Raw genomic sequence first — 15,086 nt, 5'->3', positions numbered from 1 at the left:
AAGCAGGCCGGACAGACTGGTCCTCGACAACGGGAACACCGTGCTCATCGCCCGCGTTGGGTGGAGTAGTTGGGAGAAGACGCTGATGGAGGTGCCTACTTCCCCGATGCAGGAAACGATGCAGGACCAGCACGCGGACCAGGTCACGCCGGTGACGGTGGACGAGGCCGCATGGACGCCGCCCTCGTGGGACGAGGTCGTGCGTGAACACGCCGACCGCGTCTACCGGCTGGCGTACCGCCTGACCGGTAACGCCCACGACGCCGAGGACCTGACGCAGGAGACCTTCATCCGGGTCTTCCGCTCCCTCGCGTCCTACAAGCCCGGCACGTTCGAAGGCTGGCTGCACCGCATCACCACGAACCTCTTCCTCGACATGGCCCGCCGCCGCTCACGCGTGCGGATGGAAGGCCTGCCCGAGGACACCGACCGCATCGTCGGCGACGACCCGAGCCCGGAGCAGGTCTACTCGGACACGCATCTCGACCCGGACCTGCAGGCCGCACTCGACGAGTTGCCGCCCGAGTTCCGTGCCGCGGTCGTGCTGTGCGACGTCGAAGGTCTCTCTTACGAGGAGATCGGCGCCACCCTCGGTGTCAAGCTCGGCACCGTGCGCAGCCGGATCCACCGCGGCCGCCAGGCGCTTCGCGCTTCTTTGGAGCGTCGTCGCGCCGCGGCGCAGGAGTCTGCGAAGGTGGGGGTATGACCGCACCGCGAGGTTGGGGGCTCCCCGAGTCGCATCTGCTTCCGGACGCCATCGTCGCCTTCGTCGACGGCGAGCTGTCCCTCGGCGCCCAGGACAGGGCGTCGGCGCATATCGCCCGCTGCCAGACCTGCGCGGCCGAAGTGGCCGCACAGCGCCAGGCCGTCGCGGCCGTGAAGCAGGCGGGAGCCCCGTCGATGTCGGCGGGTTTCCTGGCCAGCCTGTGCTCCATCCCGCAGAACACCGAACTTCCCGGCACGCCGGATAACCTGGCGATGACCGCCGACGGTCAGCTGGTGGCCATCCAGCGGCCCGACCGGGTCGCCGGCCTTCGCGACACCGGGGTCTTGGGCGGTACAGCGCCGTTGGGATCGACGGCGCCGCTGGGCCAGTCGCCGAACGTTCTCGGCGGCGGGCGGTTCGGCCTCGCCCGGCGGAAGTACGCGCAGGGCGCCGGAGTCGTCGTCTCGGGCCTGGTGCTGAGCGCGCTGGCCCTCGTCGCGACCTCGGGTGACGGCACCGAAGACCAGCCGAATACCGGTTTCACCCCGCCGCAGGGGGTCAACGCCGGACTGCTGCCCGCGCAGCTGGGCGGCGGCACTCCTCCGGAACCGCCGCGCAGCCCAGCGCCGAGCCCGAGCACGTCGAGCGCGCCCGTGCCCGTCTCGGCCCGCTGATCTACTTCGTCAGGGTTTGACGAAGCAGATCGTCGCGCTCTTGAACTTCGTGGTCCCGTAGCTGGCGTAGGAGATGACCTCCGCGGTGCCCTCCGCGCACGGGCTGGTCACCACGCTCATCTGCGGGAAGACCTCGCTGATCTTCAGCCGCGCCGAGCCGCAGTCCTTCAGCGGCGGCGGCGTCTTGGTCTCGATGTCGTCGAAACACAACCCGACCTTGGCGTTGATCGCCAGGCACAGGGCGACGCCGTCTCCGCGCGCTCCTCTCGGGACGGCGTACTTGTAGAAACCGTCCTTGCAGTCCCACTCACCCTTGTCGAGCCCGGTGAGGCTCACCGCGTAGGGCGCTTGCGGCGAATCGCACGGCGTCTTGACCGCGTCGGCTTCCTTGCCGGAGCCGGTCAGCACGACGCAATCGCCTTCGGTGAGCGCCTTGGCCTGCTTCTCCGGTCCGACGGCCGCCTTCATCACGAGGATGAAGCCGATCCCGCCGCCGACCACGACGAGCGCGGCGACGAGCAGCACCACTTTCAGCTTGGTGGACAGCCCCTTCTTCTGGGGCGGCTGCTGCGGCCAGCCCTGGTGCTGGGGCCACTGCTGGTGCGGCCATTGCTGGTGAGGGGCGTTCTGGGGCGGAAAGGGAGCCCCCGGGTTCTCCGACATGCCCGTTAGACTGCCAGAAGTGAGACATGGTTGCCTCAAGTGTCACATTTCTCGCCGGGTTCGGGGAATCAACGCGCACTTCACCGTGGTCACGGCAGAATCCCGGGCAAGGCTTGGCGTACTCTCGCGTCCGGCCAACCTGATCTCAGCCCCGGGGAATGATGACCGAGCAGCCGAACGCGAATCCGCAGCAGCCTGGTGACCCGGCGCGGGATCGGCTGGCGCCGCGCCCGCTGGCCCGGCCCGCCGTCGATCCGGCACAGGCGGCCACGTTCGGCAGGCCGCACGGCGTCGATGGTGCCTTCGACAAGCTGTACCAGCCGGGCGGAAACGGGCAGTCCGCGCCGGGCCTGAACCTCGCGCCGCCGACGCCGGAATCGCTCGCCGAGGCCTTCCGCCGCCCGCCGGGCGCCGAAGGTGTCGTGCTGGAGCGCCCGCACGGGACCAACGGCTCCGCACCGTCCGCGAACGGCGCCGAAGGCCCGCTCTGGACCACGACCTCGGATCCCTGGCGTGACCCGTCGTCCGGCGCGGTGCTCGCCGGGCCCGCCGTGCAGCAGGACTCGGACGAGGAGAAGGACGCGAAGCGCCCGCAGGGTGCGCTGCTGAGCCTTCCGGAGGTCCTTTTCGGCCGGCGTGTGCAGACGAAGGCGCTGGCGATGCTCGCCGCGGTCGCGCTCGTCATCGGCGCCGCCGGCGGGCTGATCGGCTGGTGGTTCGCCGACACCGGCACCGAACTGACCGGACAGGCCAGCATCTCCGAGGCCGATGCGGCCAAGGAACGTCCGGCGGGTTCGATCGCGGACATCGCCCACCGGGTGGCGCCCACCGTGGTCTCGCTCGAAGTGTTCAAACCCGGCGCCGACGCGGGCCAGCAGGGCTCCGGCGTCGTCATCGACACCCAGGGCTACGTGCTCACGAACGAACACGTGATCTCCGCCGCGACGGCCGACTCGGCCACCAAGGTCACCGCCGTGTTCTTCGACGGCAAGCGCGTCGAGGCGAAGGTCGTCGGCGCCGACCCCAAGACCGACCTCGCCGTGGTCAAGGTCGACGTCAAGAACCTGACCGCGCTGCAGGTCGGGAAGTCCTCCGACCTCGCCGTCGGCGACTCCGTGATCGCCGTCGGTTCGCCGCTGGCGCTGCAGAACTCGGTCACCGCGGGCATCGTGAGCGCGCTCAACCGCCCGGTGACCGCCGGTGGCGACGGCGGCAGCGCACCGGTGATCTACGAAGCCATCCAGACCGACGCCGCGATCAACCACGGCAACTCCGGCGGCGCGCTCGTCGACGCCACCGGCGCGCTGGTCGGGATCAACTCGGCGATCCGCTCCTCCAGCGCCGAAGGCGGCAGCATCGGCATCGGGTTCGCCATCCCCAGTGACTACGCGGTGAAAATCGCGAAAACACTGATCAAGGACGGCAAGGTCGTCCACCCCGACATCGGCATCAACGCTTCGTCGACCGTCGCGGGCTCCAGCACCATGGGCGCACAGGTCCGCAACGTCGCCCCTGGGGGCCCCGCGGCCTCCGCCGGGATCAAAGAAGGCGACGTCATCACGGAGGTCGGCGGACGGCTCGTGCGCGACTCGGCGGAACTGCTCGTCGCGGTCCGCGCCCGCGAAGTCGGCGAAGTGGTGCCTGTCCGGCTTGTCCGGGATGGGTCTTCACTCGTCGTGGACGTGAAACTGGCCTCGGACTAGCGAGTTCGGACGGGTACCCTGAACGGGGAAGACGCCGAGGCGGAGGTTCACACGGGTGTTCGAGAGTGTCGGCTGGGGAGAGATCCTCATCATCGTCGTCGCGGGTCTTTTCATCCTCGGTCCGGAACGGCTGCCCGAAGCGGCGTCGTGGGTGGCGAAGAGCGTCCGCAAGGTCCGCGACTTCGCGACCGGGGCCAAGACGCAGCTGCGGGAGGAGATGGGCCCGGAGTTCGACCAGCTGCGCAAGCCGCTGGAGGATCTGCGGGGCCTGCGGAACTTCGACCCGAAGCGGGTCGTCACCCAGCACCTGTTCGACGGTGACTCGGATCCGCTGGGGATCAACAACATCAACGGCACCAATGGCGCGAACGGGTCCAACGGCGCTGCCAAGCCCAACGGCTACCCGGCGACCGCTTCGCAGCCGGAGCCGCTGAAGCCCGGCGAGCGCCCTCCAGTCGACCCCGACGCCACCTGACCCCCAACATGCATTTAGTCCTCTGAATGCGGTACTTGCACACGCAAGGACCGCATTCAGAGGACTAAATGCATGAGAGGGGGACGGTCAGCGGCCCGCAGGGGTGACGTTCAGCATCATCCCGGCCAGCCCGCGCGCCCGGACGGTCAGCTTCTTCGCCGCCTCCTTGAGCACGAGCGACGCCGGCGCGTCCGGCTCGGCCAGCACGATCGGCGTCCCCGCGTCACCGTGGGCGACCACGCGCGGGTCCATCGGGACCTGCCCGAGCAGCGGCACGGTCGACCCGACCGACTTCGACAGCGAGTCGGCGACGGACTGCCCGCCACCGGAGCCGAAGATCTCCATCTTCTGGCCGTCGGGCGTCTCCAGCCACGACATGTTCTCGATGACCCCGGCCACGCGCTGCCGTGTCTGGAGCGCGATGGCGCCCGCGCGCTCGGCCACCTCGGCGGCCGCCTGCTGCGGGGTGGTGACGACCAGGATCTCCGCGTTCGGGATCAGCTGCGCCACCGAGATCGCGATGTCACCGGTGCCCGGCGGCAGGTCCAGCAGCAGGATGTCGAGGTCGCCCCAGAACACGTCGGCGAGGAACTGCTGCAGCGCGCGGTGCAGCATCGGCCCACGCCACACGACGGGCTGGTTGCCCGGGGTGAACATGCCGATCGAGATGACCTTCACGCCGTGCGCCTGCGGCGGCATGATCATGGTGTCGACCTTGGTCGGCTTCTCCCGCGCGCCGAGCATCCGCGGCACCGAGTGCCCGTAGATGTCCGCGTCCACCACGCCGACGGAAAGCCCGCGTTCGGCCATCGCGGCCGCGAGGTTCACCGTCACCGAGGACTTGCCGACACCGCCCTTGCCGGACGCGACGCAGTAGACCCGCGTCAGCGAACCCGGCTGCGCGAACGGGATCACCGGTTCCGCGGCGTCGCCGCGCAGGGATTTCCGCAGTTCCGTGCGTTGCTCGTCGCTCATCACGTCGAGCTCGACCCGGACGTCGCTGACGCCGGGGAGCTTCTTGACGGCTTCGGTGGTGTCGTTGGTCAGTGTCGCCTTCAGCGGGCAGCCGGCGACCGTCAGGTAGATCCCGACGGTGACCACACCGTCCGAGCCGACCTCCACGTCCTTGACCATGCCGAGTTCGGTGATCGGTTTCTTGATCTCCGGGTCGTACACGGCCTTCAGCGCGGTGCGGACATCGTCGACGCTGGGGAGTTGCTGCGTACTGGTCACCCCACCATGTTACGTACCGGTAGGCGGAGCTGGGCGAGCCCGCCCTGGCCGAAGGCCCCGGGATCACAGCGGCGGGGCGCACTGGGGAGCAAGGAGCGACCTGTTCGACCGGTGTGCGCCCTGGCGATGGGATCGCGGTCGGGGCTCATCCGCAAGATCAAGTACCGGTAGGCGTGCGGTCGGGTTTGGCCTTGCGCGGCTTGGCGTCGAGATCCTCACGGAGCCGGTCGAGTTCGCCCCGCAGGAAGTCCCGGGTGGCGACCTCGCCGAGCGCGATCCGCAGCGACGCCAGCTCCCGCGCGAGGTACTCGGTGTCGGCCTTGGTCTGCGCGGCGCGGTTCCGGTCCTCCTCCAGCGAGACGCGGTCGCGGTCGTCCTGCCGGTTCTGCGCGAGCAGGATCAGCGGCGCGGCGTACGCGGCCTGCGTCGAGAACGCCAGGTTCAGCAGGATGAACGGGTACGGGTCCCATCGCAGCGAGACCGCGACCAGGTTCAGCACGATCCAGATGATCACGATCAGCGTCTGCCAGAACAGGTACTTGCCGGTGCCGAGGAACCGCGCGATCCGTTCGGTGAACCGGCCGAACGAATCGGGGTCGATGTTCAGCCTGAACCGGCTCTGGCCGCGGGGCTGGTCCAGCCGCCGCCCGGACAAAAGTTCAGGCACGTTCGGTCTCCTCGGTGATCTCGCCGGTGATGTCGTGCAGCCCGGTCTCGCGCCAGTCCTCCGGGAGCAGGTGGTCGAGCACGTCGTCGACGGTGACCGCGCCGAGCAGGTGGTCTTCGGCGTCCACCACCGGCCCGCAGGTGAGGTTGTAGGCGGCGAAGTAGCGCGTGACCTCGGACAAGGTGGCGTTCGGCCGCAGCGCGGGCAACTGGGAGTCGATGGCGCTCGCCACCATCTCCGCGGGTGGTTCGCGCAGCAGCCGCTGGAAGTGGACGACGCCGACGAAGCGACCGGTCGGCGTCTCGGTCGGCGGACGGCAGACGAACACCATGCTCGCCAGCGCCACCGGGAGGTCCGCGTTCCGGATGTGCGCGAGCGCCTCGGCGACCGTGGCGTCCGGCGTCAGCACCACCGGCTCGGGCGTCATCAACCCGCCCGCGGTGTCGGAGGAGTACTCCAGCAGCCGCTTCACCGGCGCCGACTCCTCGGGTTCCATCAGTTCCAGGAACCGGTTCTGTTCGGCGGGGGCCAGTTCGGCCAGCAGGTCGGCGGCGTCGTCGGGGTCCATCGCTTCGAGGATGTCGGCGGCCCGTTCCTCGGCGAGGTAGGACAGCAGTTCCTTCTGGTCGTCTTCGGGAAGCTCCTCGATGACGTCGGCGAGGTGCTCGTCGTCCATCGCGTCGGCGACCTCGTGCCGTCGTTTGAGCGGCAGATCGCGGACCGTGGCGGCGACGTCGGCCGCGCGCATGGTGTCGAACAGCATCAGCAATTGCGCCGCGCCCTGGGTCTGGCCGGTCAGGTCGGTGAGCCCGAGCCCGGACACCTCCGCCCACGGCAGCACCTGCATCGCCGAACGCCGTCTGCCGAGGCCGAGCCTGCTCGACCGTTCCCGGATCGCGAGTTTCGCGAGCACCCAGTCCCGCGTCCGCGTCGGCTCCATACCGGCGTCGACGACGGTGACCCGCGTGTCCGAACCGGCGAGGGTGGCGTGCGCGTCGAACAGCTGCCCGACCACCAGCACCTCGTTGGGCCGCTGGTGGAAGCGCCGCATGTTCACCGATCCGGTCGCGAGCGTGACGGCGCTGGGCTCGATCGACGTCACGCGCAACATCGGCACGAACACCCGGCGCCTCGTCGTCAGTTCGACCACGATGCCCAGGATCCGCGGGGGTTGCTGGTCGAGGCGCAGGCCCGCCACCAGGTCCCGTACCTTGCCGATCGATTCACCATCGGGGCCGAAAACCGGCAAACCGGCCAGCTGAGCTGCGAATACCCTGTTCACGGCTGCCATGCCCGAAGGTTATCCGCTCCCGGGGCCGGAGACGATTCGTGTGATCACCGCAATGCCCAGGCGGCGATCGCGGGGACGGCGGCGTAGGCCGGGTCTTCGGCGAGGGTTTCGGGCGAGGCGCCCTCGGCGAGGTCTTCGTACAGCCAGGTCCAGTTCTGCACCGCGCGGACCAGCGTCCACGCCCGCGTGCGCTCGGCGTCCACCCCGGCGGCCGCGGTGAACCACGCGATCTTTTCGTCCATTGTGGACTCGTTCGCCCGGTTCCAGAGGATCGAGATCGCACCGAACTCGAGGTCACCCGAAAGCGGCTTCGGGTCGATCACCAGCCACGGTTCGCGTTGCCCGGCGAGGACGTTTTCGAAGTGCAGGTCCTCGTTCACCATCAGCTCACCGGCTTCCGGTCCGAGGTTCACGCAGATTTCCACGGCGGCGTCGATGTACTTGCGATCGAACGGTTCTCCCAGCTCGCTCCAGGTCTCGGGGAGTTCGGTCACCAGCTCCGCGGCTTCCTCGCGAAGGGATCGCTGCAGCGTTTCGGGAGCGGGGACGGCCAGCCGCCGTGCCAGGGCCCCGACGGTCTCGACGGCCTCCCGGATCGGCTCCGTTTCGAGTGACCGGCCTGCGTCGAGCCGCTCCAGGAGCAGCACGCCGTCCTCGGGCACGTTGTCGTATATCAGCACCGCGCCCTGACCGGCCCAAGTGGACAGTGCGAGCGGTTCGTCGTCGGATTCCTCGTGCTGCCAGCCGAGTTTGAGGATCGCGGGGGAGCCGTCCGCGCGGCGCACGGGCTGCGCGACGCCGACGAAGCCGTGCATGGCCTCGCCGTCGTAGTCGAGTTGCCACTTGGCGGTGTACTTCTCGGCGAGGAACGGGAGGGAGTCGAGCCACTCGGCGGCGCCGGGGCCGAGGTCGGCGGCACGGTCGAGGAATTTGGGCGGGATCTTGAAACCGGTCACGGATCCACCTTGGCAGGCCTGTCCACCGTGTTTCCCTCGTGACCCGCCGGGCGTACCGTGAACAGCGAGAACAACCCCGGGAGCAGCCATGGTGGTGGAGATTCTCAGTGCGGTCGCCGTCGCGGGCGGTGCTTGGCTCGCGACCGGCCTTCGCGTGGTGAAACAGTACGAACGCGGTTTGGTGTTCCGGTTCGGGCGGGTACGCCCGGCCATCCGGCAGCCGGGGCTCGCGCTGCTGGTGCCGATCGCGGACAGGCTGCAGAAGGTCAACATGCAGATCGTCACGATGCCGATCCCCGCGCAGGACGGCATCACCCGCGACAACGTCACCGTGCGGGTGGACGCGGTCGTGTACTTCAAGGTGATCGATCCGGTGCTGGCCGCGGTCAACGTGCAGGACTACCGCTCGGCCGTCGGCCAGGTCGCGCAGACCTCGCTGCGGTCGATCATCGGCAAGAGCGACCTGGACGACCTGCTGTCGAACCGCGAACGGCTGAACGAGGGCCTGGAGCTGATGATCGACAGCCCGGCCTTGGACTGGGGCATCCACATCGACCGCGTCGAGATCAAGGACGTCGCGCTGCCGGAGTCGATGAAACGCTCGATGTCGCGCCAGGCCGAAGCCGAACGTGAACGGCGGGCGCGGGTCATCTCGGCCGACGGGGAGTTGCAGGCGTCGCACAAGCTTTCGCAGGCTGCCGCGACCATGGCCGACACCCCGGCGGCGTTGCAGTTGCGACTGCTGGAAACCGTCGTGCAGGTCTCGGCGGAGAAGAACTCGACGCTGGTCTTGCCGTTCCCGGTGGAGCTTTTGCGCTTCCTCGACGCGAACACCCCGAAGCGGGGAGCGCCATCGGTGGAGCCGGAGGTCTCAGAGGGCAACGGTCAGGTGGCGCCGGCGCCCAGGGAAGGCAGCTGAGCGCATGAAGAAGCCCCAGGCGCTTGCATCAGAGGCGACACTGGGGCGTTCGTCACTGACGGTAGCATCTTCGGGTGCCGTCCGTCGAGACCGAAGAGCCCATGGCCTGGAATCTGCTGTCCGAACCCCGGATGGCTCCCTACCTCGAAGCAGCGTCGGGGGACAAGGTCGCGGCCCTGCGGCTGTACGAATGGAGCGCGCGAACATCCTCCGCCGCTTTCGAGGTCGTCGGCCATCTCGAGGTGCTCCTTCGTAACGCTCTGGATCGGTGTCTTCGCGAGCATTTCCGAGAGGATCAGTGCGGCATCCCGTGGTTCTTGCTGCCGACTCCCGGCGGGGACAATGTGGCGGAGGCCGTGGCCACCGTGCGGGAGCGGCTGCGCCCCCAGTGAAAGGAAACCCGGCACCAGATCATCGCCGGATTGAGCTTCGGGTTCTGGTCAGGTCTGCTCGGCCCCAAGTACGAGGAGCTCTGGCGCGATTGTCTTCATCGCGCCTTCCCGCACTCGTCGGGAAAGCGAAAGGAGGTCGCCGTCGCGGTCGAGCGGGTCCGCAAGTTCCGGAACCGGCTCGCGCACCACGACTCGACGATCAACGTCGACATACCCTTCGAGCTTCGCCAGATCTTCGACCTGGTCGCGTACATCGACAAGGATGCTGCGCGCTGGCTGAAGCGGTGCAGCGGACTGATGACCGTCTACGCGCAGCGGCCGGTCACGGTCGACGACACCGTCGTCGTTTCGGCGAAGCACGCTTGGCCGTTGTACGAGACCTGCTCCGCTTACGTGTGCCAATCCGGGCGGGCGTTTCGGCCGATCGAGCGTGTGGCGTTCTACGCGGACCGTGAAATCAAGCTCGATGTACCCGCCGTGCTTCACCGCCGGGACAACGTCGAGTGGTCTCCGGAAGAGGCAGCGCGGCTCGGTGCTTCGGAGGATCGCTTCGACCGCAAGATCGCGAAAGTCATCGAGACGTCGGACGATACCTGGACGGATGGCCGCTATCAGGTCTTCCTGCTGACCGCTCCAGGACATCCCGACCACCGGCAGCTACGGCAGGCACTGCCGTATCTCGGCGCCGGACGAGGCTCGGCTTTCGTGCAGCGGCAGCGATATGTCTCCCTGCACTCCTTGGAGAACGCGGTGACGACGGCTGACCTCTAGACAGCCCGGCCGGCGCCGCTACTCGAGCTCCCCGTTCACCCCGAGAATGATCATCGTCCCGCCGAAACCGACGTACAGCGCGATCACGACGTAGGCGATGATCACCGCCGCGAGCGCCATGCCACGCCCGCCCGCCTCGCCTCGATTCGCTTTCGCCAGCCCGATATGCCCCAGGATCAGCCCGACGATCACCGTCACGCAGGAGCAGATCCCGATGAGCGAGCACACCAGCCCGGCGATCGCCATCCCGTTGTCCTGCGATCGCGGGGGAGCGGACGCCGCGTACGGGTTGTACGGCTGCGGCGGCGGGTACGCCGCGGGCAACGGCACGGGTGCGTACACCGACGGGACCGGAGGCGCGTAAGGCGGCGGCACGGGCTCGGCGGTCAGCGGGTCGATGGCCTGCCCGTACGTCTCGACCGGAACCGGAACGGAAGCCGAGTCGGGAGTGGGCGCGGGATCCGGGGAAGAAGCCGAGGGCGGCTCGAACGGAGCGGGCGGCTCGAACGGCGGGGGCGGACTGAAGGGCTCCGGCGGCTGAAAGGGCTGCGGGCCCGACACGGTTTCGGGCGCCGAAGACACCACCGTCGGGTCCGAGAAGGTGTTCGAGTCGGTGTAGGACGACGTCGACGGTGTGTCCTGCGAGTCGGAACTGCTCATCCGGTTGCCCCCTGGTTCGTGCGGGACACCACCGTATCGTCCGAACGGGTCACGAGACGCCCGCGGCTCCGATCGCGAGCACCACGAAAACGAACCACAGGATGACCGGGATCAGCCAAAGCGCGGTGACGACGTATCCGATGATCATCCCCGCCTGTGCCATGCCCTGGCCGCCCGCTTCGCCGCGTTTGGCCTTCGACAGCGCGATGTGCCCGAAGATGATCCCGAGGATCGCCGGGAAACACATGACCAGCCCGATCAGCGAGCACACCAGCGACGCCACCGCCATGCCCTGGTCCGGCGGCCGCACGTACGGCTGCTGGACGTAGTACAGCTGAGGCGGCGGCTGATACGGCTGGAGACCGTAGGGCTGCTGGAACTGCCCGGACGGCTGCTGCCCGTACGGGTCGTGCGGATTCGTCATGCAGGTCCCCTCGTCGACGAGGACCGTATCGCTACCGGAATGCCCCGTGTTTCGCGACGATGTTCGGCGCGACGGGGACCGTGATGGCCCTTGCCACGGATGGCGTACGCGTGACTGCGCTCATAGCGGGGTCTCCCACCAGCCGTCATACTCACCGGTAACCCAGCGCCGGGAGCCCGGCGCGCGCGAATTTAGGGAGCAGCGATGGCTCGCCTCGCCCAGACCGCCGGCTTGACCGACGTGCAGTCCGAAATCCTGGCCACGGTCCGCCAGTTCGTGGACAAGGAGGTCATCCCGCGCGCGCAGGAGCTCGAGCATTCCGACACCTACCCCACCGACATCGTCGAGGGGATGAAGGAGATGGGGCTGTTCGGGCTCACCATCCCGGAGGAGTACGGCGGCCTCGGTGAATCGCTGCTGACCTACGCGCTCGTGGTCGAGGAGATCGCGCGCGGCTGGATGAGCGTCTCCGGTGTCATCAACACGCACTTCATCGTCGCGCACATGATCAAGCAGCATGGGACGCCGGAGCAGAAGCAGCACTTCCTGCCGCGCATGGCGACCGGTGAGGTCCGCGGCTCGTTCTCGATGTCCGAGCCGGACCTCGGCTCCGACGTCGCCGCGATCAAGACCCGCGCCCGCAAGACCGGCGACGGCTACGTCATCGACGGTTCGAAGATGTGGCTGACCAACGGCGGCAGCTCCAACCTGATCGCACTGCTCGTCAAGACCGACGAAGGCGCCGAGAAGGCCCACCAGAACCTGACCACGTTCCTGGTCGAGAAGCCCGAGGGCTTCGGCGAGGTCGCTCCCGGCCTCACCATCCCCGGCAAGATCGACAAGATGGGCTACAAGGGCGTCGACACCACCGAGGCCGTGTTCGACGGCTACGAGGTCGGTGCCGACAAGGTCCTAGGCGAAGCGCCGGGCAAGGGCTTCGCGTACATGATGGACGGTGTCGAGGTCGGCCGCGTCAACGTCGCCGCCCGCGCCTGCGGCATCGCGATCCGCGCGTTCGAACTCGCCGTCGAGTACGCCCAGCAGCGCAAGACCTTCGGCAAGGCCATCGCCGAGCACCAGGCGGTCGCGTTCAAACTCGCCGAGATGGCCACCAAGGTCGAGGCCGCGCATCTGATGATGGTCAACGCCGCCCGCCTCAAGGACTCCGGCGAGCGCAACGACGTCGAGGCCGGCATGGCGAAGCTGATCGCCAGCGAGTACTGCGCCGAGGTCACCCAGGACTCCTTCCGCATCCACGGCGGCTACGGCTACTCCAAGGAGTACGAGATCGAACGCCTCATGCGCGAGGCGCCGTTCCTGCTCATCGGCGAAGGCACCAGCGAGATCCAGAAGACCATCATCAGCCGCGGCCTGCTCCGCGAGTACAAGTCCCGCTCCTGAACGTTCGCGCCTTTCGCCCGTCCTTGAGAAGATGGACCAGGACGGGCGAGAGGTGATTACGTGAGTGCTCCCTTTGGCGGAAGCGGCCGGGCCGCGGGCGGGCTGCCCAGGCTGCCGACACCGCCTTCCGGCTGGCCGATCGGTTCCTACGCGACGTACGGCGAAGCCCAGCAAGCCGTCGGTTTCCTCGCGGAAAAGGAGTTCGGGGTCTCCGACGTGACCATCGTCGGCGTCGACCTGATGCTCGTCGAGCGCGTCGTCGGCAGGCTGAGCTGGGGCCGGGTGCTGGGCACGGGCGCGGTGTCCGGCGCGTGGTTCGGCCTGATCATCGGGTTGCTGCTCGGCATGTTCAACAACCAGGGTTTCGCCTGGCAGCCCATGATCGGCGGGCTCGTGCTCGGCATCCTGGCGTGGACGGTCTTCGCGGCGATCAGCTACAGCATGTCCCGCCGCGACTTCTCCTCCGCGAGCCAGCTGGTCGCAGGCCGCTACGACGTGCTCTGCCAGCCGCGTTCGGCCGAACAGGGGCGTGAGCTCCTCGCCCAGCTGGCGTTGGGCGGCCGTCCCACCGGATGACTCCGAGTCCGGACCACGGACATTCGGCGGTACTCGTTCACCTGTTCGTCGTGCGGTCCGCTGAATCGTTACCGATACTGCTTGCGGGCGGTGATCGCCCGGAATAGGTTGCACAACACCAGTCGGGCGGTCGCGTACTCCAGCGTGTCCGCCCGAGCACTAGCACGTCGGGGTGCTGGCGCGCGGGCTTCTTCAACGCGTCCTAGTGCCGCCGTTCCCCAGGCGTGCGCGGGTGAGGAGGCCTCATGGGGAAGAGGATGAGCGCGAGCCGGAGGGGCCGCTCACCAGGCCGCGCCGGCTCGCTACTCGGCGCGGCAGCGCTGACGGCCGGCTTGCTGGCGGGTTGCGGTTCGGATGCCGGGCTGAAGATCAACGTCTACTACGCGCCCGAAGACAATTTCCAGTCCGTTGTGGACGATTGCACCAAGGCCTCGGGCGGGCGGTACGAGGTCGTGTACAACAAGCTCCCGCGTCCGGCCGACGGCCAGCGGGAACAGATGGTCCGGCGCCTGGCCGCCGGGGACGATTCGCTCGACGTCCTCGGGCTGGACGTCACCTGGGTCTCGGAGTTCGCCGAGGCGGGCTGGGTCGACGAATGGACGGGTGAAGCCAAGGCCGAGGCGACCGCGGGTGTCCTGCCCGGTCCGCTCGAAACCGCCACGTGGAACGGAAAGCTCTACGCGGCGACCAAGAACACCAACGTCCAGCTGCTCTGGTACGACGACCGCCTGACCCCGACGCCGCCGAAGACCTGGGACGAGATGATCCAGCAGGCCCAGGCGCTCAAGGCACAGGGCAAGCCGGCGAACGTCGTGTTCACCGGCGCGCAGTACGAAGGCCTGGTCGTCATCTACAACACGCTCGTCGAGTCGGCCGGCGGCAAGATCCTCTCCGACGACGGCAAGTCGGTCGTGATGGACGAGGGTGCGATCAAGGCGCTGGAGATGCTCAAGAAGGTCACCACGGCCGGGATCACCGACCCGTCGCTGACCAACTCCAAAGAGGACGAGGTCCGCCAGGCCTTCCAGCGCGGGAACGCCGCCTTCGAGTTGAACTGGCCGTTCGTCTACGCCTCCTACGCCAAGGAGAAGAAGGACGAGCTGAAGCATTTCAAGTGGACCACCTATCCGCAGTTCGAGGCGGGCAAGCCCGCCAAGACCACGATCGGTGGCTACAACCTGGCGGTCAGCTCGACCTCGAAGCACAAGGCCGAGGCCTATGAGGTCGCGCTGTGCCTGCGCAGCGCGAAGAACCAGAAGTTCTCCGCGCTCAAGGACGGCGTCCCGCCGACGATCGAATCGCTCTACACGGACACGCTGCCACTCGACGCGACGGCGCCGCAGAGCGACGACAACCCGAGCATGGACACGAAGTACCCGATGCGGGAAACGATCCTGGAGGCCCTCAAGGACGCCGCCGTGCGTCCGTTGACCCCGGCCTACCAGAACGCCTCGACGGTGTTGTCGAAGGTGCTTTCCCCGCCTTCTGAAATCGATCCGCGGAAGACGGCGGAGAAGCTGAAGGAACAGCTCGCCGACGCGCTCCAGTCGAAGGGGGTGATCCCGTGACCGTGCA

At 68.2% G+C, this 15,086-nt stretch carries 17 protein-coding genes; 10 read left to right on the top strand and 7 right to left on the bottom strand.

Annotated elements, in window-relative coordinates; translation table 11 throughout:
* The first annotated feature begins 106 nt into the window (after nt 1-106).
* Together sigE and CVV72_RS23785 are read left to right on the top strand one after the other, a co-directional pair.
* Nucleotides 107-706 (top strand): RNA polymerase sigma factor SigE, encoded by a 600-nt coding sequence (sigE, locus tag CVV72_RS23790; protein WP_016331450.1) that lies wholly within the window; start codon nt 107-109, stop codon nt 704-706.
* Nucleotides 703-1,380 carry a zf-HC2 domain-containing protein gene (locus tag CVV72_RS23785; protein WP_219145880.1) on the top strand — a complete coding sequence of 226 codons (678 nt, stop codon included), beginning with the start codon at nt 703-705 and terminating at the stop codon, nt 1,378-1,380. The genes sigE and CVV72_RS23785 overlap by 4 nt, the downstream gene beginning before the upstream one ends.
* Nucleotides 1,381-1,389: 9 nt before the next feature.
* Here CVV72_RS23785 and CVV72_RS23780 read toward each other — a convergent pair whose 3' ends face one another.
* A complete protein-coding gene (locus CVV72_RS23780) occupies nt 1,390-2,043 on the bottom strand; it encodes a hypothetical protein (RefSeq protein WP_219145879.1) in 654 nt (217 codons plus the stop codon).
* Nucleotides 2,044-2,204: 161 nt separating this feature from the next.
* Between CVV72_RS23780 and CVV72_RS23775 the strand changes: the two genes are divergently transcribed.
* Together CVV72_RS23775 and tatB are read left to right on the top strand one after the other, a co-directional pair.
* Nucleotides 2,205-3,746, top strand: coding sequence for a S1C family serine protease (locus tag CVV72_RS23775; RefSeq protein ID WP_219145878.1), 1,542 nt, complete (start codon nt 2,205-2,207; stop codon nt 3,744-3,746).
* A gap of 55 nt (nt 3,747-3,801) precedes the next feature.
* On the top strand, nt 3,802-4,221 hold the full coding sequence (gene tatB, locus CVV72_RS23770) for a Sec-independent protein translocase protein TatB (RefSeq protein ID WP_192746591.1): 420 nt from the start codon (nt 3,802-3,804) through the stop codon (nt 4,219-4,221).
* Nucleotides 4,222-4,308: 87 nt separating this feature from the next.
* On the opposite strand, the gene CVV72_RS23765 is transcribed toward tatB, so the two are convergent.
* The 4 genes from CVV72_RS23765 to CVV72_RS23750 form a co-directional block, all read right to left on the bottom strand.
* Nucleotides 4,309-5,454 (bottom strand): Mrp/NBP35 family ATP-binding protein, encoded by a 1,146-nt coding sequence (locus tag CVV72_RS23765; protein WP_034313345.1) that lies wholly within the window; start codon nt 5,452-5,454, stop codon nt 4,309-4,311.
* Nucleotides 5,455-5,611: 157 nt separating this feature from the next.
* The gene (locus CVV72_RS23760) at nt 5,612-6,121 is read right to left on the bottom strand and encodes a DUF1003 domain-containing protein (protein ID WP_219145877.1); all 510 of its coding nucleotides are present in this window, start codon (nt 6,119-6,121) and stop codon (nt 5,612-5,614) included.
* The gene (locus tag CVV72_RS23755) at nt 6,114-7,412 is read right to left on the bottom strand and encodes a magnesium transporter MgtE N-terminal domain-containing protein (protein WP_219145876.1); all 1,299 of its coding nucleotides are present in this window, start codon (nt 7,410-7,412) and stop codon (nt 6,114-6,116) included. The genes CVV72_RS23760 and CVV72_RS23755 overlap by 8 nt, the downstream gene beginning before the upstream one ends.
* Nucleotides 7,413-7,456: 44 nt before the next feature.
* Nucleotides 7,457-8,368 (bottom strand): aminoglycoside phosphotransferase family protein, encoded by a 912-nt coding sequence (locus CVV72_RS23750; RefSeq protein ID WP_219145875.1) that lies wholly within the window; start codon nt 8,366-8,368, stop codon nt 7,457-7,459.
* Between the two features lie 88 nt (nt 8,369-8,456).
* Between CVV72_RS23750 and CVV72_RS23745 the strand changes: the two genes are divergently transcribed.
* The 3 genes from CVV72_RS23745 (at nt 8,457) to CVV72_RS23735 (ending at nt 10,450) form a co-directional block, all read left to right on the top strand.
* Nucleotides 8,457-9,287 (top strand): slipin family protein, encoded by an 831-nt coding sequence (locus CVV72_RS23745; protein ID WP_219145874.1) that lies wholly within the window; start codon nt 8,457-8,459, stop codon nt 9,285-9,287.
* Between the two features lie 74 nt (nt 9,288-9,361).
* On the top strand, nt 9,362-9,679 hold the full coding sequence (locus CVV72_RS23740; RefSeq protein ID WP_219145873.1) for a hypothetical protein: 318 nt from the start codon (nt 9,362-9,364) through the stop codon (nt 9,677-9,679).
* 30 nt (nt 9,680-9,709) lie between these two features.
* Nucleotides 9,710-10,450, top strand: coding sequence for a hypothetical protein (locus tag CVV72_RS23735; protein ID WP_219145872.1), 741 nt, complete (start codon nt 9,710-9,712; stop codon nt 10,448-10,450).
* A gap of 18 nt (nt 10,451-10,468) precedes the next feature.
* Here the strand turns inward: CVV72_RS23735 and CVV72_RS23730 are convergent, their stop codons facing one another.
* Together CVV72_RS23730 and CVV72_RS23725 are read right to left on the bottom strand one after the other, a co-directional pair.
* Nucleotides 10,469-11,110 carry a DUF4190 domain-containing protein gene (locus tag CVV72_RS23730; protein WP_219145871.1) on the bottom strand — a complete coding sequence of 214 codons (642 nt, stop codon included), beginning with the start codon at nt 11,108-11,110 and terminating at the stop codon, nt 10,469-10,471.
* 49 nt (nt 11,111-11,159) lie between these two features.
* Nucleotides 11,160-11,534, bottom strand: a complete 375-nt coding sequence (locus CVV72_RS23725; protein WP_219145870.1) for a DUF4190 domain-containing protein — start codon at nt 11,532-11,534, stop codon at nt 11,160-11,162.
* A gap of 204 nt (nt 11,535-11,738) precedes the next feature.
* Between CVV72_RS23725 and CVV72_RS23720 the strand changes: the two genes are divergently transcribed.
* From CVV72_RS23720 to CVV72_RS23710, 3 genes are all read left to right on the top strand, one after another.
* Nucleotides 11,739-12,935: an acyl-CoA dehydrogenase family protein gene (locus CVV72_RS23720; protein WP_219145869.1), complete on the top strand. Its 1,197-nt coding sequence runs from the start codon at nt 11,739-11,741 to the stop codon at nt 12,933-12,935.
* Between the two features lie 60 nt (nt 12,936-12,995).
* The gene (locus tag CVV72_RS23715; RefSeq protein ID WP_063272123.1) at nt 12,996-13,511 is read left to right on the top strand and encodes a general stress protein; all 516 of its coding nucleotides are present in this window, start codon (nt 12,996-12,998) and stop codon (nt 13,509-13,511) included.
* A gap of 245 nt (nt 13,512-13,756) precedes the next feature.
* The gene (locus CVV72_RS23710; protein ID WP_219145868.1) at nt 13,757-15,079 is read left to right on the top strand and encodes an ABC transporter substrate-binding protein; all 1,323 of its coding nucleotides are present in this window, start codon (nt 13,757-13,759) and stop codon (nt 15,077-15,079) included.
* Nucleotides 15,080-15,086 lie beyond the last annotated feature (7 nt).

This window comes from Amycolatopsis sp. TNS106, assembly GCF_019330265.1.
Classification (GTDB): domain Bacteria; phylum Actinomycetota; class Actinomycetes; order Mycobacteriales; family Pseudonocardiaceae; genus Amycolatopsis; species Amycolatopsis lurida.
The sequence above is the reverse complement of the archived record's forward strand: the minus strand, read 5'-3'. Positions and strand labels throughout refer to the sequence as shown.